Origin of the sequence: Agromyces tardus (assembly GCF_003710805.1) — a bacterium.
Lineage (GTDB): Bacteria > Actinomycetota > Actinomycetes > Actinomycetales > Microbacteriaceae > Agromyces > Agromyces tardus.
In genome coordinates, this window is sequence record NZ_RHHB01000010.1 from 69,885 (window position 1) to 90,631 (window position 20,747).

Consider the following 20,747-nt stretch of genomic DNA (forward strand, 5'->3'; position numbering starts at 1 on the left):
CACCGGGGAGTCTTCGGAAGAACGGTCCTTCGGGTCTCGACACACCGGCTGCGCCGGCACTCGACCCCGGCGGGCCCAGTAGAACCGAACGGGGCAGGCCCGTCACAGCCGTTGGAAGAGCGGCTCCGGGTCTCCCGGGGCAAGCGAGGTGGTACCGCGGCGGGGCTCGACGAGCGGCCGGCGTCCTCGCGAAGGCATCCGTCCCGCAAGGAGCGAGCGTGTACCCGCGCACCCCCGACGACCACGGCGTCGCCCCCTCTCCCGACTTCCCGGCCATCGAACGCGGCGTGCTCGCGTTCTGGAAGGCCGACGGCACGTTCCAGGCGTCGATCGACCAGCGCGAGGGCGCCCCCGAGTGGGTCTTCTACGACGGACCGCCCTTCGCCAACGGCCTCCCGCACTACGGGCACCTCCTCACCGGCTACGCCAAGGACGTCTTCCCCCGCTTCCAGACGATGCGCGGGCACCAGGTGCACCGCCGCTTCGGCTGGGACACGCACGGGCTGCCCGCCGAGCTCGAGGCCGAGCGGCAGCTCGGCATCACCGACAAGAGCCAGATCGAGGAGATGGGCATCGCGGCGTTCAACCAGGCCGCGCGCGACTCGGTGCTCCGCTACACGAAGGAGTGGGAGGAGTACGTCACCCGGCAGGCGCGCTGGGTCGACTTCGAGCACGACTACAAGACGCTCGACATCACCTTCATGGAGTCGGTGATCTGGGCCTTCAAGACCCTGCACGAGAAGGACCTCGCCTACGAGGGCTACCGCGTGCTGCCCTACTGCTGGCGCGACCAGACGCCGCTGTCGAACCACGAGCTGCGCATGGACGACGACGTCTACAAGATGCGCCAGGACCAGACCGTCACGGTCACGTTCCCGCTCACGGGCGCGAAGGCCGAGTCGCTCGGGCTCACGGCCGTGCGCGCGCTCGCGTGGACGACCACACCGTGGACGCTGCCGACGAACTTCGCGCTCGCCGTCGGCCCCGACATCGAGTACGCGGTGGTTCCGGCGGGCCCGAACGGCACGCCCGACGCGACCGTGCTGCGCGAGCGCGCGGGCGCATCCGACACGGAGGTGCTCGGGGGCGAGTACCTCCTCGCCACCGAGCTCGTGGGCAACTACGCGAAGGACCTCGGCTACGACTCCGCCGACGAGGCGCGTGCCGCGGTCTCCCGCACCGTGCGCGGCGCCGAGCTCGAGGGCGTCACCTACGACCGCCTGTTCGACTACTACGCCGATGTCGAACACCACGGGCTGCACAACGCGTGGCAGATCCTCGTGGCCGACTACGTCACCACCGACGACGGAACGGGCATCGTGCACCAGGCCCCCGCCTACGGCGAGGAGGACCAGAAGGTGAGCGAGGCGGCCGGCATCCCGGTCATCCTCTCCCTCGACGACGGCGGGCGGTTCCTCCCGGTCGTCACGGATGTCGCGGGGCTGCTGTGGAGCGACGCGAACAAGCCGCTCACCCAGCTCCTCAAGGCCGAGGGGCGCCTGCTCCGCCAGGCGAGCTACGAGCACTCCTACCCGCACTGCTGGCGCTGCCGCAACCCGCTCATCTACAAGGCCGTGTCGAGCTGGTTCATCCGCGTGCCCGAGTTCCGCGACCGCATGGGGGAGCTGAACCAGGACATCAACTGGGTGCCCGAGAACGTGAAGGACGGCCAGTTCGGCAAGTGGGTCGCGGGTGCTCGCGACTGGTCGATCAGCCGCAACCGGTACTGGGGCTCGCCGATCCCGGTGTGGAAGAGCGACGACCCCGAGTACCCCCGCGTCGACGTCTACGGTTCGCTCGAGGAGCTCGAACGCGACTTCGGCCGGCTGCCGCTGAACTCGGCGGGCGAGCCCGACCTGCACCGGCCGTACATCGACGACCTCACGCGCCCGAATCCCGACGACCCGACGGGTCGGTCGACGATGCGCCGCATCCCCGACGTCTTCGACGTGTGGTTCGACTCGGGTTCGATGCCGTTCGCGCAGGTGCACTATCCCTTCGAGAACCAGGAGTGGTTCGACAGCCACAACCCGGCGGACTTCATCGTGGAGTACATCGGGCAGACGCGCGGCTGGTTCTACGTCATGCACGTGCTCTCGACGGCGCTGTTCGACCGTCGCGCCTTCTCGAACGTCGTGAGCCACGGCATCGTGCTCGGCAGCGACGGCCAGAAGATGTCGAAGTCGCTGCGCAACTACCCCGACGTCTCGGAGGTGTTCGACCGCGACGGCTCGGACGCCATGCGCTGGTTCCTCATGTCGAGCTCGGTGCTGCGCGGCGGCAACCTCGTCGTCACCGAGGAGGCCATCCGCGAGGGCGTGCGCCAGCTCATGCTGCCGCTCTGGAGCACGTGGTACTTCTTCTCGCTCTACGCCAACACGGCGCGCGAGGGCGGCTACGCGGCATCCCGGCGCACCGACTCGCACGACGTGCTCGACCGGTACCTGCTCGCGAAGCTCCGCGACCTCGTCACCGCCGTCACGGCCGACCTCGAGGACTTCGACTCGCCGCTCGCGGCGCAGAAGCTGCGCGACTTCGGCGACGTGCTCACCAACTGGTACGTGCGACGATCGCGCGACCGGTTCTGGGCGGGCGTCGCCGACGACGGCAGCGGCTCGGAGGCGTTCGACACCCTCTTCACGGTGCTCGAGACCCTCACGCGACTCGCCGCGCCGCTCCTGCCGCTCGTCACCGAGCAGGTCTGGCGCGGGCTCACGGGCGGTCGCAGCGTGCACCTCGAGGAATGGCCCGACGCGGCCGAGTTCCCCGCCGACCCCGAGCTCGTCGCGGCGATGGACGGCGTGCGCGAGGTCACCGGGGCGGTCCTCGCGCTGCGCAAGCAGGCGGGCCGTCGCGTGCGGCTGCCGCTCGCGCGGCTCACGGTCGTGACGGCGGATGCCGCGGCGCTCGCGCCGTTCGAGGCGATCCTGCGCGACGAGCTCAACGTCAAGGCCGTCGACCTCGTGACGCTCGACGAGTCGAGCGCCGCCGCCTACGGCGTCACGAAGCGGCTGTCGGTCAACGCCCGCGCGGCGGGGCCGCGCCTCGGCAAGACGGTGCAGGCCGCGATCCAGGCCGCGCGCTCGGGCGACTGGACGCTCGACGGCGACTCCGTCGTGGCGGGCGGCATCGCGCTCGAGCCGGGCGAATACGACCTGGTCCTCGAGGCCGGCGGCGCCGGCGACGGCGACGCGGCGCTCGGGCTCCTGCGCGACGGCGGCTTCGTGATCCTCGACGTCGCGACGACCCCCGAGCTGGAGGCAGAGGGGCGCGCTCGCGACGTCGTGCGCGCGGTGCAGGAGGCCCGCAAGTCGTCCGGCCTCGAGGTCGGCGACCGCATCCGCCTCACGCTCACGATCGACGCGGCCGGCGCCGCCGCCGCCGAGGCGCACCGGGAGCTCATCGCACGCGAGACCCTCGCGACGTCGCTCGACCTCGCCGAGCTCGACGACGCGACCGCCTCATCGATCCTCCCGCTCGCCGGGGGCACGAAGCTCGTGATCGGAGTGGAGAAGGCGTGACCGACGCATACGACGACGACACCGAGGCGGCCGACGCCGTCTACGCGGCACTGCTCGCCCGGATCGGGGAGTCGAACCCCGAGCCGCGGCTCGACGCGACTCGACGTGCGGTCGAACTGCTCGGCGACCCGCATCGGGCCGCCCCCGTCATCCACATCACGGGCACCAACGGCAAGACGTCGACGAGCCGCATGATCGAGAGCATCCTCCGCGCGGGGGGCCTGCGCACCGGCCTGCTCACGAGCCCGCACCTCGTGCGCTTCACCGAGCGCATCCGCATCGACGGCGAGCCCATCGCCGACGAGGCGGTCGCCCGCATCTGGGACGAGGTCGCGCCGTTCCTCGACCTCGTCGACCGCGAGCTCGAGCAGCGCGGCGCGGCCCCGCTCACCTTCTTCGAGGCGCTCACGGTGCTCGCCTTCGCGGCGTTCGCCGATGCGCCCGTCGACGTCGTGGTGCTCGAGGTCGGCATGGGCGGCGAATGGGACTCCACGAACGTCGCCGACGGGCAGGTCGCCGTCTTCACGCCCATCGCGCTCGACCACGAGAACCGGCTCGGGTCGACGGTGGAGCAGATCGCGCGCACCAAGTCGGGCATCATCAAGCCCGCGGCATCCGTCGTGACCGCGTTCCAGGAACCCGTGGCGCTCACGGTGCTCACCGACGCCGCGCAGCGCAACGAGGCGACCCTCGAGGTCGAGGGCGGCGGGTTCGCGGTGCTCGACTCGCGCGTCGCCGTCGGCGGCCAGCTCATCTCGGTGCGCGGCATCGCGGGGGAGTACCGCGACCTCGCGCTCCCGCTCTTCGGGCGTCACCAGGCCGAGAACGCCGCGGTGGCGATCGCGGCCGTCGAGTCGTTCCTCGGCGGCGGAGCCGTGCGTCTCGCCGACGAGGTGCTGCAGGAGGGGCTCGCGCAGGCGAGCTCGCCCGGGCGCCTGCAGCCGATCGGCACCGATCCGACGGTGCTCGTCGACGCGGCGCACAACCCGCACGGGGCCGCCTCGCTCGTCGCGGCGCTCGAGGAGTACTTCGACTTCGACGAGCTCGTGCTCGTCTTCGGCGCCCTCGCCGACAAGGACGTCGCCGGCATCGTCCGGGCGCTCGAGCCCACCGGCGCGACCTTCCTCGTGACGCAGTCGTCGTCGGATCGCGCGCTGCCGGCCGCGGAGCTCGCGGCATCCGTCGCCCGTGTCGTCGGACCCGACCGGGTGCGCGTCGTCGAACGGCTCGACGACGCGCTCGACGAGGCGCGCGCCTGGGCGGCCGACGCGCCGAAGCGCGGCGTCGTCGTGACCGGCTCGATCACCCTCGTGGGCGACGCGATGGCGATCGCCGAGGACCGCGGCTGGAGCGGCCGATGAGCGCCGAGGCGCCCGCTGCCGCGCCCGCACCCGGCCCCCGATCCGTGCGCCGGAGCCTCGCGTCCATCGTGCTCGGCTTCGAGACGATCGTGGTGTTCCTCGCGGCGCTCGTGATCTGGGGCCTGTCGCGTGGGGGCAGCGGTCCATTCGGGCTGCCCGACTGGGCGCCGCTCGTCGGCGGCGGCATCCTGATCCTGGGGATGCTGGCGACCCTCGCGCTCCTGCGCTACGACTGGGCCTACGTGCTGGGCTGGGCGCTGCAGGTGCTCATCCTCGTCTCGGGCCTCCTCAACCCGGCGATGTACGTCGTCGGCGCGGTCTTCGGCGGCATGTGGGCCTACTGCATGATCGTCGGGGCGCGCATCGACCGCGAACGGGCGGCTGCTGCCGACCCAGGAAAGGAAGACGCATGACCACCTCCATCGAAGAGACCCTCGTGCTCGTGAAGCCCGACGGCGTCGCACGCAACCTGACGGGCGAGATCCTGCGCCGCATCGAGGCGAAGGGCTACTCGCTCGTCGACATCCGCCTCCTGCAGGCCGACCGCGAGCTGCTCGCCAAGCACTACGCCGAGCACGAGGGCAAGCCCTTCTACGAGCCGCTCGTCGAGTTCATGGAGTCCGGACCCGTCGTCGCCATGCGCGTCGCCGGCAACCGCGTCATCGAGGGCTTCCGGGTCCTCGCCGGCACGACCGATCCCACGACGGCTGCGCCCGGCACCATCCGGGGCGACTTCGGCCGCGACTGGGGGCTCCGGGTGCAGCAGAACCTCGTGCACGGCTCGGACTCCGTCGAGTCGGCCGAGCGCGAGCTCTCGCTCTGGTTCGGCTGAGACGGATCTGCTCCCGCCCGCTGGGGTGGGGTGAGGCGCCGGCCGCGGAGAGACGGTCGGCGCCTCGTCGCGTCCGGGCGGGTGCGCCGTGCGACGTGGCGGGTCTGCGACGAACGGGGTCGCTGCGTCCGCCGACGCCCGACGTACGATGGGAGCACGCCGGCCGGGGCGCTCTGGAGGGAGCAGCACTGGCCACGTGGCATCCGATCCTCGCCGCGGTCGAACCCGAGCCCGGGCGATGGCGAATGGTGGACTCGCTGGGGCGCGAGTACGGCACCGTGACGATCGTGCGAGTCGACGGCGAGGTGCGCTATCGCGCCGAGTTCGACGGGCGGCTGCTGGGCTGGGGGAGCACCCTGCGGGGCGCCTGCGAGCGGGTGCATCTCGCCTTCGTCCGATCGCACGGACCGGGCGAATGGCAGGGATATCCCGACTTCTCGGGAAAGAGAAGTTGAGGAATCTTGCGGGGATTTCGCCGCCGATTCACGGCGGAAACCGGCTCAGCCGGCGCTGAAATCGCGCTGATCAGGGATTTCAATAAACGAGGATCCCTATCTCGCAATCGTGAGCATCCGTCAACAGCTTTGACGACTTTCACAGGCAAAGGGGAGGACTCGTGGAGGAAGGGTGTGCAGAGTGGGGGCTTCGCCCAGGCGACACCCCCCTGCACCCGAGACGAGAGATACCGCGACCGCGCACCCACAGCAGCGCGGCCCGCCGTGAAGGTCTATGCGTAACCAGATTTCAAGCTCCCCCAAGCATGCTCAGCCCGGCGAGACGGAGACCCCCTCCGGGTCCGCGTTCCGCCCCCGTGCTCGCCGGCTCCACGCCGGCAATCGCGCGAAGTTCATGGCGGCCGGTGCGGTCGTCGCGGTCGGCGCGCTCGTCGGCTCCGGCTTCGTCCTCCAGTCGGCCGTCGCCGCGCAGAACGAGCGCATCGCCGCCACGGCGGCCCTGAGCGAAGCCGCCAACCTCGACGTCGAGCAACTCGGCACCCACGCGGGCATCCTCGAGGCCCACGCCGTCAAGCAGGCCGAGGACACGCTCGCCGTCGCCGAGGACACCATCTCGGCGGCCGCGGGCAAGGCCGACCCCGGCGAGCTCGCCGCCACGGTCGCCGCACTCGGCGACTACAAGCTGCTCGCGCCGGAGCGCGTGTTCGAGCTCGTCGACCAGACGGCGGCCGAGCAGGCCGACGTGAAGGCCGCGATCGCCGCGCACGACAAGGCCGAGGCCGAGAAGGCCGCGGCCGCCAAGGCCGCCGCGGAGAAGGCCGCCGCAGAGGCGGCCGCCGCTGCCGCCGCTGCCGCCGAGGAGTCGGCGAGCCCGTCCTACCCGTCCGGCCCGGCGAACCCGACCGAGGCGCAGGCGACGGCCCGCGACCTCATGTCCTCCATGTACGGCTGGGGCGACGACCAGTTCGGCTGCCTCGTCGACCTCTGGAACCGCGAGTCCGGCTGGAACGTGTACGCCCAGAACCCGTCGGGCGCGTACGGCATCCCGCAGGCCCTGCCCGGCGACAAGATGGCCACGGCCGGCGCCGACTGGGCCACGAACGCGGCGACGCAGATCAAGTGGGGACTCGGCTACATCGCGGGACGCTACGGCAACCCCTGCGGCGCCTGGTCGCACTCCGAGTCGGCCGGCTGGTACTGATCGGCCGATCACCGGCGGCGCTCACCCGGTGGCGCTCGGCGACTCGAACGCCGACAGCCACCGGGTGAGCACGCGCTCGAGCTCGGCGGCATCGCCGCTCGCGATGGCGCCGAGCAGCCGATGCTCGTTCGCGATGTGAGCGGTCATGCACTCGTCGATGAGCGTGCGCCCTGCGGGGGTGAGTGCGATGACGCGCCCGCGCCCATCGGTGGCGCTCGAGCGGCGCGTCACGAGGCCGCGTTGCTCGAGCCGGTCGATCCGCTTGGTCATGGCGCCGCTGGTGACCATGGTCGATTCCGCGAGGTCGCTCGGCGTGCGCTCGAACGGAGCGCCGACGCGCCGCAGGGTCGCGAGCACGTCGAACTCGCCCTCCGAGAGGCCGAAGCGGCCGTAGACGGCGACGAGTTCGCCGGTGAGCGCGTTCGCGAGGCGGTGCAGGCGTCCGATCACGCCCTGCGGTGACACGTCGAGGTCGGGGCGCTCGCGCCGCCATTCGGCCATGATGCGGGCGACGCGGTCGGGCGCGGCATCCGGGATCGTCGTCATGGTGGCATTCTATCTTCCTCGGAAGCTATAATGGCTTCCATGGAAACTACTTGGCGCTGGGTGCTCGTGACCGCCATCGCGCCCATCGCATGGGGCAGCACGTACTTCGTCACGCGCGAGTACCTGCCGGCCGACTCGCCGCTGTGGGGCGCGGCGTTGCGCGCGCTGCCCGCCGGCCTCGTGCTGCTCGCGATCCGGCCCCGGATGCCGCGCGGCCCGTGGTGGTGGCGATCGCTCGTGCTCGGCGTGCTCAACGTGAGCGTGTTCTTCGCGCTCGTCTACCTCGCGGCCCAGCTGCTCCCCACGAGCCTCGCCTCGACGGTCATGGCCACGTCGCCCGTCGTCATGATGCTGTTCGCGTGGATGCTCGCGGGGGAGCGGCTCCGGGTCCTGCCGCTCGTGGGCGCCGGGGTCGGCATCGCGGGGGTCGTGCTCCTGCTCGCGACCGACACCTCCTCGGTGGACTGGACGGGCATCGCCGCCTCCGTGGCCGCGATGGTGCTCTCCTCCCTCGGTTTCATCCTCGCGAAGCGCTGGCGCGACGGCACCGACGTGCGGGCGGTCACCGCCTGGCAGTTCCTCGCAGGCGGTCTCCTGCTCCTGCCCGCCGCCCTCCTCGTCGAGGGCGCCCCGCCGCCGCTCGACGTGCCCGCGCTGCTCGGGTTCGCCTACGTGAGCGTGTTCGCCACGGCGCTGGCCTTCGCGGCCTGGTTCACCGGTCTCGCGCACCTGCCCGCGGGCACGGTCGGCCTCGTCGGGCTCCTCAACCCGGTCACGGGCGTGCTGCTCGGCACCCTCGTCGCTGGAGAGGTCCTCGGCCCGGCCCAGCTCGTGGGCCTCGTGCTCGTGCTCGCCGGGATCCTGCTCGGCCAGCCGCTCGTGGCGCGCGCGTTCGGCCGTCGCACCACGGCCGGCGGCCGGGTCGTGGCCGAACGGGCCCCGACGGCCGTGGCGGCGACATCCGTCCCATAGGACCGAAGGACCTAGAGCCCGCGACACGTGCGGTGCTACGGTGCGGCTCAGGCCGGACGGCGGAGCACGTGGCTCCCGCGGTGATCGGGGGACTGATGGCGCGTCGCTGGTGGAACCGGAAGAAGAAGGAAGCCGCCCCTGCGACACCTGCGATCGCAGACGTCGAGGTGCCCGAGACGGCGGCGCCGCCGCCCGCACTGCCACGGGCGGCGGTGATCCTGCTCGGATTCGCGGGAGCGGTCGTCATCGTGTTCGGCATCGCCGCGCTGCGCGGGGTTGTCGCGCCGGTCTTCCTCGCCCTCGTGCTCACCATCTGCGTCCACCCGCTGCGGATCTGGATGGTGGGGATCGGCGTGAAGCGCGGTGCCGCGACCGTGATCGCGATCCTCGCCGTGTTCGCGCTCATCGGCGGGTTCGTCGCACTGCTGGTGATCTCGGTCGCGCAGTTCGCGACACTGCTTCCGCAGTTCGCGCCCCAGATCCAGGCCGCCGTCACCGACCTCTCGAAGAGCCTCGAGAGCCTCGGCATCGGCACTCAGCAGGTCGACACGATCGTGTCGGGGCTCCAGCCGTCGAACCTGATCGACTTCGCGACCCAGCTCCTCGGGGGGATCGCCGGCATCGTCGGGTCGCTCGTCGTGCTCTTCACGGTGCTCATGCTCATGGTCATGGATGCGACGTACGCGCCGGCGATCATGCGCCAGATGGAGCCGCGCCGGCCCGACCTCGTGGCCGCCCTCGTGCGCTTCACGTTCGGCGTGCGCCGCTACATGGTCGTGACCACGGGACTCGGCATCGTGCAGGGCCTCCTCAACTGGATCGCGTTGCTCATCCTGCAGGTGCCGGGCGCGCTGCTCTGGGGCCTCCTCTCGTTCCTCTGCAGCTTCATCCCCAACATCGGCTACTTCATCGCGATCATCCCGCCGATCGTGTTCGGGTTCCTCGTGGGCGGGTGGCCCACGGCGATCGCCGTCATCGTGGTCTACGGCCTCGTGAACGCGGTCGTGCAGTCGATCGTGCAGCCGCGCGTGGTCGGGAACGCCGTCGCACTGAGCCAGACCATCACCTTCGTCTCCGTGCTGTTCTGGGCCGTCGTGCTCGGGCCGATCGGCGCGATCCTCGCGGTCCCCCTCACGCTCCTCGTGCGCACGGTCCTCCTCGATGCCGATCCTCGGCTGCGCCTGTGGCGACCGGCGACTGGCGACCTCGTCGGCACACGGGAGGTCGCCGCCGAGATGTCGGCGGCCGTGCGTGCCGACTCGAAGGCCGCACGAGCGGAGTCGAAGGCGGCGCGCACGGCGCGTCGGCGTGTCGGTTCCGCGCCATCCGCCGAGCCGTCGACGGCCATCACCTCGTCGGCGACGTCGGCGACCGAGTCGCCGGCCGCCACGACCGGTCGCACCCCGAACCCACCGGCGAAGTGATCCCGTCTCCCGGGTGAGGCCGGCCGCCGGGCCGCTGTCAAGCTCCTGCGCCCGCCGTGGCCGCTCGATAGCCTGACGGCATGAGCGAGCAATCGGATGCCGCGGAGGCGCGGCCGAGTCGCGGCATCCGGGTACGGGTGAAACGGGCCGTCGAGTGGGCCATGAGCACCAAGCCCGTGCGCGCGTTCCTGCTGTACCAGGAGCAGCACGGGGCGATGCTCGCCGACAGCGTGACCTACCGCACCCTGTTCTCGGTGTTCGCGGGCACGTTCCTCGGGTTCGCGATCATCAGCCTGTGGCTCGCCGGCAACCCCGACGTGATCGACGCGCTCGTCGCGACGATCGGCAACGTGATCCCGGGGCTCGTCGGCGACGGCGCGGTCATCGATCCCGCCGACCTCGTGCAGCCCCTGACCCTGAGCATCGCCGGCGCGCTCGCGCTCATCGGACTCGTCGGCGCCGCGATCGGGGCGATCGGGGCGCTGCGCGTGGCCTTCCGCCAGCTCGCCGGGGTGCCCGACGATCGCACGTTCTTCCTCTGGCTGATGGTGCGCGACCTCGGGATCGCCATCGGATTCGGACTCCTGCTCGTGCTCGGGTCCGCGGTGACGGTGTTCGGCACCGGGGCGCTCGGCACGCTGCTCGGCTGGCTCGCCGTCCCGTCGGGCAACGCCATCCTCGAGGGCGGCTCCCGCACGCTCTCGATCGTCGTCACGTTCGTGATCGACACGCTCGTGATCGCCGGACTGTTCCGCATCCTCGCGGGGATCCGGCCGAGCGCCCGGTCGCTGTGGCCGGGCGCCCTGCTCGGCGCACTGGGGCTCACGGTGCTGCAGGTGCTGTCGGGGCTCTTCGTGGGCGGCGCAAGCAACAACCCGTTGCTCGCATCGTTCGGATCCCTGATCGCCCTGCTCATCTGGCTCAACCTCTCCAGCCAGGTCGTGCTCATCGCCGGCGCCTACATCATCACGGGCGACGACGAGGAGCACGACCGGGTCGCGGCCCGCTACGGCGCCACCTCGATGGCGTTGCGGCGACTGAAGCGTGCCCAGCGCAGGGCAGCGGATGCCGCGGCCGAGGTCGCCGCGGCACGGGACGCGCTCCCCGGGGTGCAGCACACCGACGGGCGCTGAGGATTCGAGCGCACCGAGCCGCGCGTCGCCGACGCGGGGCTCGGTGGCGGCATGTGGAAGCCGGCCGCGCCCCGTCTGGGATCGGGTCGCGGCCGGCCGTCTCCGGCTGGTCGGGCCTTGGGAGCGCCCGACCGCACACGTCAGATCGGCGTGCCCCGGGTGTGGTCGGGGTCGACGTAGTCGATCTCCTCGACCTCGACCTCCTCGACGATGACGTCGTCCTCGTCGAGATCGTCGTCGTCGTCCACCCACGCGTCGGCGGAGCCCTTGGGGACCTCGGCGTCGAGGGGTAGTTCGGCGTCGGTGTACTCGCCCTCGACGGGCTCGTGCGGTTGCATCTCCTCGGTCATGCGATACGCCCTTCCGTGCTTCCTGCGGCCGTGCTCCGCGGGGTGCGGCGGTCGTCGTTCACGCTAGGCAGCGGGGCCGTGCAGTGACAGGGGGTTGACGGATGCCGCGCCGGCGATCACACGCGACGGGATCACGGGCGTCCGGGATCGCGTGCGTCCGTCGGTCGCGGCATCGGCTCGACGGGCGCGCGCCTCGGCGCGGCGGCATCCGCCCCGGAGCAGACTGGACGCATGCCCGTCGTGCAGCAGCTCGTGCGCTCCCTCGTGTCGCCCCTCACCCGCACGCGCGCCTTCCGATGGCTCGCGCCGCGCACGCTGCCGGCCGTCGAGTCGGCGCTCGGCGCGATCACCGGCGGACGGGTGCAGCTCGCCTCCCTGCTCGTGCCGTCGCTCGTGCTGCACTCGACCGGCGCGCGGACGGGCCAGCCGCGGGACACGGCCCTCATGTACACGCCCGACGGTCGGGGCCGCGCGATCGTCGCCGGAACGAGCTTCGCGCGGGAGCGGCATCCGGGCTGGACCTACAACCTCATGGCGCACCCCGACGCGAGCATCACCGTGCGGGGGCGCACGATGCGGGTGCGGGCGATGCGCGTGCCCGACGACGAACGCGACGCGGCCTGGGCGCGCATCGAGGCGCAGTGGCCGGGATACCGCGCGTACGAACGGGAGTCGGGCCGCGTCGTGCGCCTGTTCGTGCTTCAGCCGGTCGCGGAGCCCGTGGGCGCAGGCGGCTCCGCCGGCTCCGTCGTCGCAGGCGGGCCGGCCGGCCACTGACGCGCGCGCGTCGCCTCGGGCTCCTCCGGCCCGACGGCGGCACCGGCGGCGGCCAACAGGCGCACGGCGCGACGGATGCCGGGGCTCTGCGCCATCGAGCGGCGATACGCGACCCGCACCTCCCGCACCTGGCTGTGGTCGGACAGTGGCCGGGCGACGACGCCGTCGGGCAGCGGCGAACGGCCGAGCCGCGGGAGGAGCGAGATCGCCACGCCATGGCGCGCGAGCTCGACGAGCGACGCGAAGTCGGTGTCCTCGGCGACGATGCGGGGGAGCGCGTCGAGGTCGGCGAAGATGCGCAGGAGCGCTTCGTGGCAGATCGCGCCGCGCGGCGTGCTCGCCCAGGATTCGCCGACCAGTGCGGACCGCTCGAGCTCGTCGTCGCCCGCGAGCGGGTGGTCGGCGGGCAGCACGACGTCGGCCTCGTCCCAGCAGACGTGCTCGGTCACGACATGGGCGGGCGCGATGAGCGGCACGGAGTTCCAGTTGTGCACGACGGCGAGGTCGACGGCGCCGGTCGCGACGAGCTCCATGGCCTCGAACGGATCGACGCTCGTCACGCTGGCGAGCGCGGAGCCGTCGGGCGTGCGGAGCTCGCGGAGCACGGGGCCGAGGAGCCCGCGCGTCGCGGTCGAGAACGACGCGATCCGCAGGGGCGCCGGCGGACCCTCGTCGTCGGAGCCGAGGTGTTCGAGTCGCTCGAGACGCTCGAGCACGTCGTCGCCCTCGGCGGCGAGGGCCCGCCCGCGCTCGGTGAGCAGAACGCCTCGGCCACGTCGTTCGAGCAGCGGGGCGTCGAGGTCGCGTTCGAGCTTCTTGACCTGCTGCGACACCGCCGAGGGAGTGTAGCCGAGCTGGTCGGCCGCGCCCACGACGGAGCCGGTGCGCGCGACGGCGACGAGCGCCCGCAATCCCTGCAGATCCATCATGAAGCAAACGTACGCGATCAGGTGAACGATTCGGAACTGGTGCTGCATCCACGATCCTGCGACAGTGGGCACGTGACCCCCAGACACCTCGTCCTCGCCGTGCTCGTCGCCACCATCTGGGGCGTCAACTTCGTCGCGATCGACCTCGGCCTTCGTGACACGCCGCCGCTCGTGCTCGTGGCCCTGCGGTTCGCCGTCGTCGCCGTGCCCCTCGTCTTCTTCGTGCGCCGGCCCGACGTGCCGTGGCGCGTGATCGCCGGCATCGGGCTGTTCATGAGCGCGGGGCAGTTCGGCCTGCTCTTCACCGCCATGCACCTCGGCCTGCCCGCCGGGCTCGCCGCCGTGGTGCTCCAGTGCCAGATGATCTTCACGCTCGTGATCGCCGCCCTCGTGCTGCGGGAGCGGCCGACGCGGCTGCAGGTGATCGGGGCGGCCCTCGGGGTCGTCGGCCTCGGCATCGTGGCGTTCGGCCGGCTCGACGGCGAGGGGGCGCTCCGGGGTGCCGGCGGCGACGGCGGCACTGCCGCGCTCGCCGCCGTGGTTCCACTGCTCGTGTGCGTCGGCGCGGGCCTCAGCTGGGGGATCGGCAACGTCGTCTCCCGCTCCGCGGCGGGCGCCAACGGCTTCGGGGTCGTGGTGTGGTCGGCGCTCGTCGTGCCGATTCCGATGCTCGCCCTCAGCCTCCTCCTCGACGGTCCTGCCGTCGTCGGCGAGGCGTTCGCCTCGATGGGGTGGCAGACGCTCGTGAGCGTCGGTTACACGGCCGGGTTCGCGTCGCTCGTGGGCTACTCCATCTGGAACATGCTGCTCGGCCGGTACCCTGCGGGCATGGTCGCCCCGTTCGCGCTGCTCGCGCCACCCGTCGGCCTCGTCGCGGCCGCACTGCTGCTCGGTCAGGTCCCCAGCGCCATCGAGGCGGTCGGCGCGGTCGTGCTCGTGGGCGGCGTCGCGGTCGGGCAGCTGCGCCGGCGGCGGAAGGTGGCCGCGGTCGTGGAGCCCCCGAGCGCCCTCGCAGCCGCCGGAACAGGGCGCTGACCCCGCATCCGATCAGGGGGCTGGCCGGATATCGGCCGATCGCGCGTGTCCCTAGCGTGACGCGCATGACCTCCGCATCCCGTCAGCCGCGGCACGACGACCCCGACGCCCCCACGACCAGGACCACGACCCCACGGGCCCCGCTCGCGGCGACGCGTGCCGGATGGACGTGGATCGTCCTCTCCTCGCTCGCGATCGGCGGATTCGCCGCCGTCCCGTACCTCACCGCCTCACTCGCGGAGCTCGCCGACGCGGGAACGGGCGTCGCCGGCAACTACGACGGCCGTCCGCCGGCCGTGCAGGCGGCGCTCTACGCCCACATCGTGGCGGGTGGCCTGGCGCTCGTCGTGGGCCCGTTCCAGTTCTGGCGCGGCCTCCGCGACCGCCACCGCGGGGTGCACCGCGTCATCGGTCGCACCTACCTCGCCGCGGTTGCCGTCGGCGGGCTGTCGGGGCTCGTGCTCGCGCCGGTGAGCGAGGCGGGCCTCGCCGGGTTCTTCGGCTTCGGCACGCTCGCGGTGCTGTGGCTCGTCACCGCGGGGCGGGCGTACCGGGCGATCCGTCGAGCGGATGTCGCGGGCCATCGCGCTTGGATGATGCGCAACTTCGCGCTCACCTACGCGGCGGTGACGCTGCGCCTCTGGCTCGGGGTGCTCATCGCCGTGCAGGTGCTGCCAGAGGGCGGCATCGACGCCGGCACCGCGTTCGCGAACGCCTACGCGGTCGTGCCGTTCCTCGCGTGGCTCCCGAACCTCGTGGTCGTCGAGTGGCTCATCCGACGCCGTGGGCTCCCGTCCTTCCGCATCGCGACGGCCCCGGACCGGCCCTCGACGCCTGTCGGGGGCCGGGTCTAGGCTCGCCCCATGTGCAGGAACATCCACACCCTCCACAACTTCGAACCGGCTGCCACGAGCGATGAGGTCCATGCCGCGGCGCTGCAGTACGTGCGCAAGGTGAGCGGCGCCACCAAGCCCTCCAAGGCCAACCAGGCGGCGTTCGACGAGGCCGTCGCCGAGATCGCGCACGCGACGCAGCACCTGCTCGACCACCTCGTCACGCATGCGCCGCCGAAGGACCGCGAGGTCGAGGCGGCCAAGGCCCGCGCCCGCTCCGCCGAGCGCTACGCGACGGCGGCGAGCGCCTGACGCGCTCCGTCGGGCCAGAAGGGGGCAGCGACATGGCAGGCGACGCGGCGACGATCTCGGTTCCGGGCCCGAGCGGCGATCGGGAGGTGCGCATCTCCAGTCCGTCGCGTGTGCTCTGGCCCGAGCTCGGCATCACGAAGCTCGAGCTCGCCGAGTACCTCGTGGCCGTGGGCGACCCGTTCATCGAGGCCAACGGCGACCGGCCGGTGTCGCTCCAGCGGTTCCCGGGCGGCGTCGACGGCGAGCAGTTCTTCTCCAAGAACCCGCCGAAGGGTGCGCCGGCGTGGGTGCGCGACGTGACGGTCACGTACCCGAGCGGCCGGCGGCATCCGCAGCTCGTGCTCGACGAGCCGGCCGGCGCCGTGTGGGCCGCGCAGATGAACACGATCGTCTTCCACCCGTGGGCGTCGCGCGCCGGGGACCCCGACAATCCCGACCAGCTGCGCATCGACCTCGATCCGCAGCCCGGCACCGGGTTCGCCGAGGCGGTGCCCGCGGCGCTCGCCCTGCGCGCCCTGCTCGCCGAGGTCGGCCTCACGGGGTTCGTGAAGACCTCGGGCAATCGCGGCATCCACGTGTTCGCGCCCATCGAGCCCGAGCATGAGTTCCTCGACGTGCGGCACGCCGTCATCGCGCTCGCTCGCGAGCTCGAACGACGGATGCCGCAACAGCTCACCACCGCCTGGTGGAAGGAGGAGCGCGGCGACCGCATCTTCATCGACTACAACCAGGCGAACCGCGACCGCACGATGGCGGGCGCCTACAGCCCCCGTGCCCTCCCGAACGCCGCCGTCTCCTGCCCGCTCGAGTGGGAGGAGCTCGAGGGTGCCGATCCCGCCGCGTTCACCGTGCGCACGGTGCCGGCGCGGCTCGCCGAGCGCGGCGATCCGTGGGCCGGCATGCACCGCACACCCGGGCGGCTCGCCACCCTGCTCGACTGGTGGCAGCGCGACCTCGACGACGGGCTCGGCGAGTTGCCGTTCCCGCCCGACTTCCCGAAGATGCCGGGGGAGCCCATGCGCGTGCAGCCGAGCCGTGCGCGCCAGCCTGACTGACGCGCACGACCCGGGTCTTCGGTCGGGCTCAGCCGCCGGTGGACACGACGAGCTTGCCGATCGTGTGGTGGCCGAAGGCGCCCGCGGCGTCCGCCGCGTCATCGAGCACGAACTCCCGGTCGATGACCACGGTGAGCTCGCCGGCGTCGACGAGCGCCGCGAGTCGCTCGAGCGTCGCGCGATCCGGGTACGCCGCGATCGGCACGAACTGGAGCCGATCATCGCCGAACATGTCGGGCGAGTAGAGCAGTGGGGAGATGAAGACGCCCCCGTCCCGCACGAGCGGCGAGATCTCGGTCGCCACGCCCGCGAAGTGGAGGGCGGCGTCGACGCCGTCCGGAGCGAGCGGACGCACGGCGGCGTCGAGGCCGATCGTGTAGTCGACCGCTTCGGCGCCGAACTCCTCGAGCAGGGCGCGGCCCTCCTCCGTGCGTCCCGTCGCGATCACCCGTGCGCCGCCGGCCACCGCGAGCTGGGTCGCGAGGACGCCGACGCCGCCCGTCGCACCGACGATCAGGATGGTGGCTCCGTCGAGGTCGAGCGGCGCGAGGGAGGCGATGGCGGTCGTGCCGGTGTGCCCGAGCGCCGCGGCGGTCGTGTCGGACACACCGTCGGGAATGGCGGCGGCCGCCGACTCGACCGGCACCGTCGTGTACTCCGCGATGCTGCCCTCCTTGAGGTGGGGCTTCGACACGACGCCGAACACCCGGTCGCCCACGGCGAAGTCGGCGACGCCCGGGCCGACCGCGTCGACCGTGCCCGCGAAGTCGCGGCCGAGCACGAGCGGATAGCGATGCTCGAAGAAGCCGGCCATGAAGCCCGCGGCGACCGCCAGGTCGAATCCGTTGACCGTCGCGGCCGACACCCGCACCCGCACCTCGCCCTCGTCGGGCTCGGGGATCTCGATCTCGGTGACTGCGGGCGCGCCGCCCGCCTCGGTGATGGCGTATGCCTTCATGTCTGTGCTCCTGGACTCCGCCGGGCGCGCCCGGTGCCGGCTCGCTGCCGAGATCGACGGGCGGGGGCTTCCGAGGAGCGATCCGGGAATCCAGTCCTGTGGGGTGTCGATGAGGCGGCGGGCCGACCTGTGACGTCGGGCTAAGGCCTGTCGTACTCCTCCGCGACGGCGGGCACAAGAGAACCGCGCGAAAAAGTGACAGTCCCGCGGATCAGACCTCCGACGACCGGCGCTCGTGGGCCGGGGCACCGTGCACCTCGCGGTGCAGCCGCTCCATGCGCGCGTCGAGCTCGGCGGCCGTTCGCGCGGCATCCGTGAGCCCCTCGAGCAGTTCGTCGGGCACGTGACGGTCGTACTTGTAGTAGATCTTGTGCTCGAGGCTCGCCCAGAAGTCCATCGCGATCGTGCGGATCTGCACCTCGACGCAGACGGGGTGCGCGCCCGTGGAGAGGAACACCGGCACCTCCACGATCAGGTGCAGGCTCTGGTAGCCGTTCTCCTTCGGCTCAGCGATGTAGTCCTTCGTGCGGATGACGCGGATGTCGCGCTGCGCCGTGAGGAGCTCGGCGATCCGGTACGCGTCCGACACGAAGCTGCACGTCACCCGCACGCCCGCGATGTCGGTGATGGTCTCGCGGATCGCCTCGAACGACGGCTCCACGCCCTTGCGCCGCATCTTGTCGACGACGCTGTCGAGGCTCTTCAGCCGGCTCGAGATGTGCTCGATCGGGTTGTAGTCGTGCGCCTGGTTGAACTCCTCGCGCAGGATGGAGAGCTTCGTGATGACCTCGTCCATGCCGAACTTGTAGCGCAGCAGGAACCGTTCGGTCTCGTCGCGGAGTGCCCGCATCTCGTCGAGCGTCTGGCCGTCGATGGTGTCGAGGGTGCGCTGCGCCCGGTCGGTCAGCATCGAGGGGCAGGTCGTGTGCCGGGTGGGCGGGGTTCCGTCGAGCGGGGTCACGCCATCCACGGTACGGGCGCCACCTCTGCGTTCCCTTTGACTCCGCAGTGGATCGCGCGTGAGCGGGCGATGCGGCGGGGCACGGCGGCGTGAGAGGTCCGTGGCTCGCAGCGGGTTCACCCGATCGCGGCCACGTAGCGCCAGCGGTCGTCCCGCACGAACCGGCTGGTCTCGTGCAGCACCCCGCGCTCGCCGTCGGCGCGGTAGCGGGCCGCGAACTCCACGGTGCCCTCGCGATCGAGTGGGCCGCCTCGCTCGCTGCGCACGATCTCGAGCGACCGCCACGCGATGCCGGGGTCGAGCTCGAGGTGCGCAGGGCGGGTCGACGGATGCCACGTGGCAAGCAGGTAGGCGACGTCGCCCACGATGAACGCCGTGTACCGGGAGCGCATGAGCTGCTGGGCCGTGGGTGCCGTCGCACCCCCCGAGAGGAAGCGCCCGCAGCACTCGCCGAAGCCGAGGCCCGTGCCGCACGGACACCGGTCGGCTGCGGCGATGACGGGGAACGGATCGTGCTGTTGCGGCATCCGCCCAGTCTCGCTCATCCGGCCACGCGGTCATGAACCGCCCAGCGAAAACTGAGGAACTGTTCAGAATTGCAGGGCAGAGTGGGGGACTTCGCGCGCGGGCAGGTCTCGCGCGTTTCCCCCGCCCTCGCTCGGAGGGCCTCCCGACCAACGGAACCGAGCCCACTCACTTCATGCGAAACGACGAATCACTCACGCACGCCATCGACACCGCCACCGAGACCAGCACCACCAGCACCGCCGGCACCGCCGGCGCCGCCACGCGGGCCCCCGACGCGGGCCGGGCCACCCGCCGCACGGAGCGCCTGCGCCGCATCGGCCGACGCCGACTCGCGGCAGGCGCCGCCGTGCTCGCCGTCGGCGTCGTCGCGGGCACGGGCTTCACCCTGCAGTCCGCGCTCGCGTCGCAGGACCGAATCGCGCAGACGGCCGCGCTCACCGAGGCGACCGGGCTCCGCCACGACCAGCTCGGCGCCTACGCGTCGATCGCCGAGGCGAAGACCCGCGCGCAGGCGGAGGACACGCTCACCCTCGCGAGCGACACCCTCGCCCAGGTCGAGACGAAGGTCGACGCCGGTGCCCTCGCCGCCTCGGTGGCCTCGCTCGGCGACTACAAGACCCTGCCCATCGACACGGTCGTGGAGCTCACCCAGCAGACCCGCGCCGAGACGGCGAAGGCCATGGAGGCCGCGGAGGCGCACGACCGCGCCGAGGCCGAGCGCGCCGCCGCGCAGGCTCGCGCGAACACCCCGGACGGTGCTCGCGCCACTGCGCGCGACCTCGCCGCGTCCAACTACGGCTGGGGCGACGACCAGTTCCAGTGCCTCGACCAGCTCTGGACCAAGGAGTCCGGCTGGAACTACCTCGCCGTGAACTCGTCGAGCGGCGCGACCGGCATCCCGCAGGCGTTGCCCGGCGACAAGATGGCGACCGCCGGCTCCGACTGGGCGACGAACGCCGCCACGCAGGTCGCGTGGGGCCTCGGGTACATCGCGAGCGCGTACGGCACGCCCTGCAGTGCGTGGGGTCACTCGCAGTCCGTGAACTGGTACTAGGCAGGCGCCCCGCCGAGGCGCCGGCGCGTCCGGCCGCTCGCCGGCGCGTCCGGCGGCGGCTCAGGCCACCCGCGGGTCGAGCAGGGCGGCGCGGTCGGGGTGACGGTCGAACCACTCCTCGACGTACCAGCAGCTCGGCACGATGTGGAACTTCGTCGTCGCCTCGATGTCGTCGACGGCGAACTTCACGATCTCGCTCGCGAGTCCGTGCCCGCGGTACGGCGGGTTCGTGAACGTGCGCGTGAGCGCGATCGCGTCGCCCAGCACGCGGTAGTCGACGACGCTCGCGATCGCCCCGTCGACGCGGAGCACGTAGCGGCGGGCATCGGATTCGTGGCTGAGCTCGGACTTCACCGTCTCAGGCTACGCCCGGCCCGCGGCGGATCGGCGACGGCGAGGCGGCCGCGCGGCGCGCCGCGGCGGCATCCGTCGACCCGGCCGTCAGCGACCGCGCAGCCGCTCGAGGTCGTCGCGCGGCGCCACGAGGTCCTGGCCGCGGCGGCGGCGCTG

The 20,747-nt window shown here is 72.2% G+C and carries 22 protein-coding genes; 15 read left to right on the forward strand and 7 right to left on the reverse strand.

The genetic code is table 11. The annotated features are described in order from the left end of the window. Positions 1-218: 218 nt before the first annotated feature. The 6 genes from ileS to EDM22_RS08055 all read left to right on the forward strand — a co-directional run bounded on the left by ileS (position 219) and on the right by EDM22_RS08055 (position 7,370). Positions 219-3,521, forward strand: coding sequence for an isoleucine--tRNA ligase (ileS, locus tag EDM22_RS08030; RefSeq protein ID WP_122936545.1), 3,303 nt, complete (start codon positions 219-221; stop codon positions 3,519-3,521). Then, positions 3,518-4,882 carry a bifunctional folylpolyglutamate synthase/dihydrofolate synthase gene (locus EDM22_RS08035; protein WP_122936546.1) on the forward strand — a complete coding sequence of 455 codons (1,365 nt, stop codon included), beginning with the start codon at positions 3,518-3,520 and terminating at the stop codon, positions 4,880-4,882. Before ileS ends, EDM22_RS08035 begins: the two co-directional genes overlap by 4 nt. Further along, complete coding sequence (locus EDM22_RS08040) at positions 4,879-5,295, forward strand: DUF4233 domain-containing protein (protein ID WP_122936547.1); 417 nt, start codon at positions 4,879-4,881, stop codon at positions 5,293-5,295. Before EDM22_RS08035 ends, EDM22_RS08040 begins: the two co-directional genes overlap by 4 nt. Further along, entirely contained in the window at positions 5,292-5,714 is a 423-nt protein-coding gene (gene ndk, locus EDM22_RS08045) for a nucleoside-diphosphate kinase (RefSeq protein WP_122936548.1), read from the forward strand. Before EDM22_RS08040 ends, ndk begins: the two co-directional genes overlap by 4 nt. A gap of 245 nt (positions 5,715-5,959) precedes the next feature. Continuing rightward, the gene (locus tag EDM22_RS08050) at positions 5,960-6,169 is read left to right on the forward strand and encodes a hypothetical protein (protein ID WP_245989274.1); all 210 of its coding nucleotides are present in this window, start codon (positions 5,960-5,962) and stop codon (positions 6,167-6,169) included. Between the two features lie 394 nt (positions 6,170-6,563). After that, positions 6,564-7,370 (forward strand): aggregation-promoting factor C-terminal-like domain-containing protein, encoded by an 807-nt coding sequence (locus EDM22_RS08055; protein WP_122936549.1) that lies wholly within the window; start codon positions 6,564-6,566, stop codon positions 7,368-7,370. 21 nt (positions 7,371-7,391) lie between these two features. Here EDM22_RS08055 and EDM22_RS08060 read toward each other — a convergent pair whose 3' ends face one another. Then, positions 7,392-7,916, reverse strand: a complete 525-nt coding sequence (locus EDM22_RS08060) for a MarR family winged helix-turn-helix transcriptional regulator (RefSeq protein WP_122936550.1) — start codon at positions 7,914-7,916, stop codon at positions 7,392-7,394. A gap of 39 nt (positions 7,917-7,955) precedes the next feature. Between EDM22_RS08060 and EDM22_RS08065 the strand changes: the two genes are divergently transcribed. The 3 genes from EDM22_RS08065 to EDM22_RS08075 all read left to right on the forward strand — a co-directional run bounded on the left by EDM22_RS08065 (position 7,956) and on the right by EDM22_RS08075 (position 11,445). Next, positions 7,956-8,888, forward strand: a complete 933-nt coding sequence (locus EDM22_RS08065; RefSeq protein WP_122936551.1) for a DMT family transporter — start codon at positions 7,956-7,958, stop codon at positions 8,886-8,888. Positions 8,889-8,956: 68 nt separating this feature from the next. After that, a complete protein-coding gene (locus EDM22_RS08070) occupies positions 8,957-10,312 on the forward strand; it encodes an AI-2E family transporter (RefSeq protein WP_245989275.1) in 1,356 nt (451 codons plus the stop codon). 80 nt (positions 10,313-10,392) lie between these two features. After that, on the forward strand, positions 10,393-11,445 hold the full coding sequence (locus tag EDM22_RS08075; protein ID WP_122936553.1) for a YihY/virulence factor BrkB family protein: 1,053 nt from the start codon (positions 10,393-10,395) through the stop codon (positions 11,443-11,445). A gap of 140 nt (positions 11,446-11,585) precedes the next feature. On the opposite strand, the gene EDM22_RS08080 is transcribed toward EDM22_RS08075, so the two are convergent. Continuing rightward, positions 11,586-11,795: a hypothetical protein gene (locus EDM22_RS08080; protein ID WP_122936554.1), complete on the reverse strand. Its 210-nt coding sequence runs from the start codon at positions 11,793-11,795 to the stop codon at positions 11,586-11,588. A gap of 231 nt (positions 11,796-12,026) precedes the next feature. On the opposite strand from EDM22_RS08080, the gene EDM22_RS08085 reads away from it, so the two are divergent. After that, complete coding sequence (locus tag EDM22_RS08085; RefSeq protein ID WP_122936555.1) at positions 12,027-12,572, forward strand: nitroreductase/quinone reductase family protein; 546 nt, start codon at positions 12,027-12,029, stop codon at positions 12,570-12,572. Here EDM22_RS08085 and EDM22_RS08090 read toward each other — a convergent pair. Further along, complete coding sequence (locus tag EDM22_RS08090; protein WP_122936567.1) at positions 12,497-13,501, reverse strand: LysR family transcriptional regulator; 1,005 nt, start codon at positions 13,499-13,501, stop codon at positions 12,497-12,499. The genes EDM22_RS08085 and EDM22_RS08090 overlap by 76 nt on opposite strands. A gap of 72 nt (positions 13,502-13,573) precedes the next feature. Here EDM22_RS08090 and EDM22_RS08095 point away from each other — a divergent pair, with 72 nt between their 5' ends. The 4 genes from EDM22_RS08095 to ligD all read left to right on the forward strand — a co-directional run bounded on the left by EDM22_RS08095 (position 13,574) and on the right by ligD (position 16,736). Next, positions 13,574-14,536: an EamA family transporter gene (locus EDM22_RS08095; protein WP_170964060.1), complete on the forward strand. Its 963-nt coding sequence runs from the start codon at positions 13,574-13,576 to the stop codon at positions 14,534-14,536. A 65-nt stretch (positions 14,537-14,601) separates the two neighbouring features. Further along, positions 14,602-15,390 (forward strand): DUF2306 domain-containing protein, encoded by a 789-nt coding sequence (locus tag EDM22_RS08100; RefSeq protein ID WP_122936557.1) that lies wholly within the window; start codon positions 14,602-14,604, stop codon positions 15,388-15,390. Positions 15,391-15,399: 9 nt separating this feature from the next. Further along, positions 15,400-15,681, forward strand: a complete 282-nt coding sequence (locus tag EDM22_RS08105) for a DUF2277 domain-containing protein (protein WP_122936558.1) — start codon at positions 15,400-15,402, stop codon at positions 15,679-15,681. A 32-nt stretch (positions 15,682-15,713) separates the two neighbouring features. Next, positions 15,714-16,736 (forward strand): non-homologous end-joining DNA ligase, encoded by a 1,023-nt coding sequence (gene ligD, locus EDM22_RS08110; protein ID WP_122936559.1) that lies wholly within the window; start codon positions 15,714-15,716, stop codon positions 16,734-16,736. A gap of 28 nt (positions 16,737-16,764) precedes the next feature. On the opposite strand, the gene EDM22_RS08115 is transcribed toward ligD, so the two are convergent. The 3 genes from EDM22_RS08115 to EDM22_RS08125 form a co-directional block, all read right to left on the reverse strand. After that, entirely contained in the window at positions 16,765-17,694 is a 930-nt protein-coding gene (locus EDM22_RS08115) for an NADP-dependent oxidoreductase (protein WP_122936560.1), read from the reverse strand. Positions 17,695-17,905: 211 nt separating this feature from the next. Beyond that, entirely contained in the window at positions 17,906-18,544 is a 639-nt protein-coding gene (locus EDM22_RS08120) for a GTP pyrophosphokinase (protein ID WP_376917868.1), read from the reverse strand. 227 nt (positions 18,545-18,771) lie between these two features. Then, positions 18,772-19,182, reverse strand: coding sequence for a YchJ family protein (locus tag EDM22_RS08125; RefSeq protein WP_122936562.1), 411 nt, complete (start codon positions 19,180-19,182; stop codon positions 18,772-18,774). Between the two features lie 173 nt (positions 19,183-19,355). Here EDM22_RS08125 and EDM22_RS08130 point away from each other — a divergent pair, with 173 nt between their 5' ends. Further along, positions 19,356-20,237 carry an aggregation-promoting factor C-terminal-like domain-containing protein gene (locus EDM22_RS08130; RefSeq protein WP_245989276.1) on the forward strand — a complete coding sequence of 294 codons (882 nt, stop codon included), beginning with the start codon at positions 19,356-19,358 and terminating at the stop codon, positions 20,235-20,237. A 60-nt stretch (positions 20,238-20,297) separates the two neighbouring features. Here EDM22_RS08130 and EDM22_RS08135 read toward each other — a convergent pair whose 3' ends face one another. After that, positions 20,298-20,591, reverse strand: coding sequence for a GNAT family N-acetyltransferase (locus tag EDM22_RS08135; protein WP_122936563.1), 294 nt, complete (start codon positions 20,589-20,591; stop codon positions 20,298-20,300). Positions 20,592-20,747 lie beyond the last annotated feature (156 nt).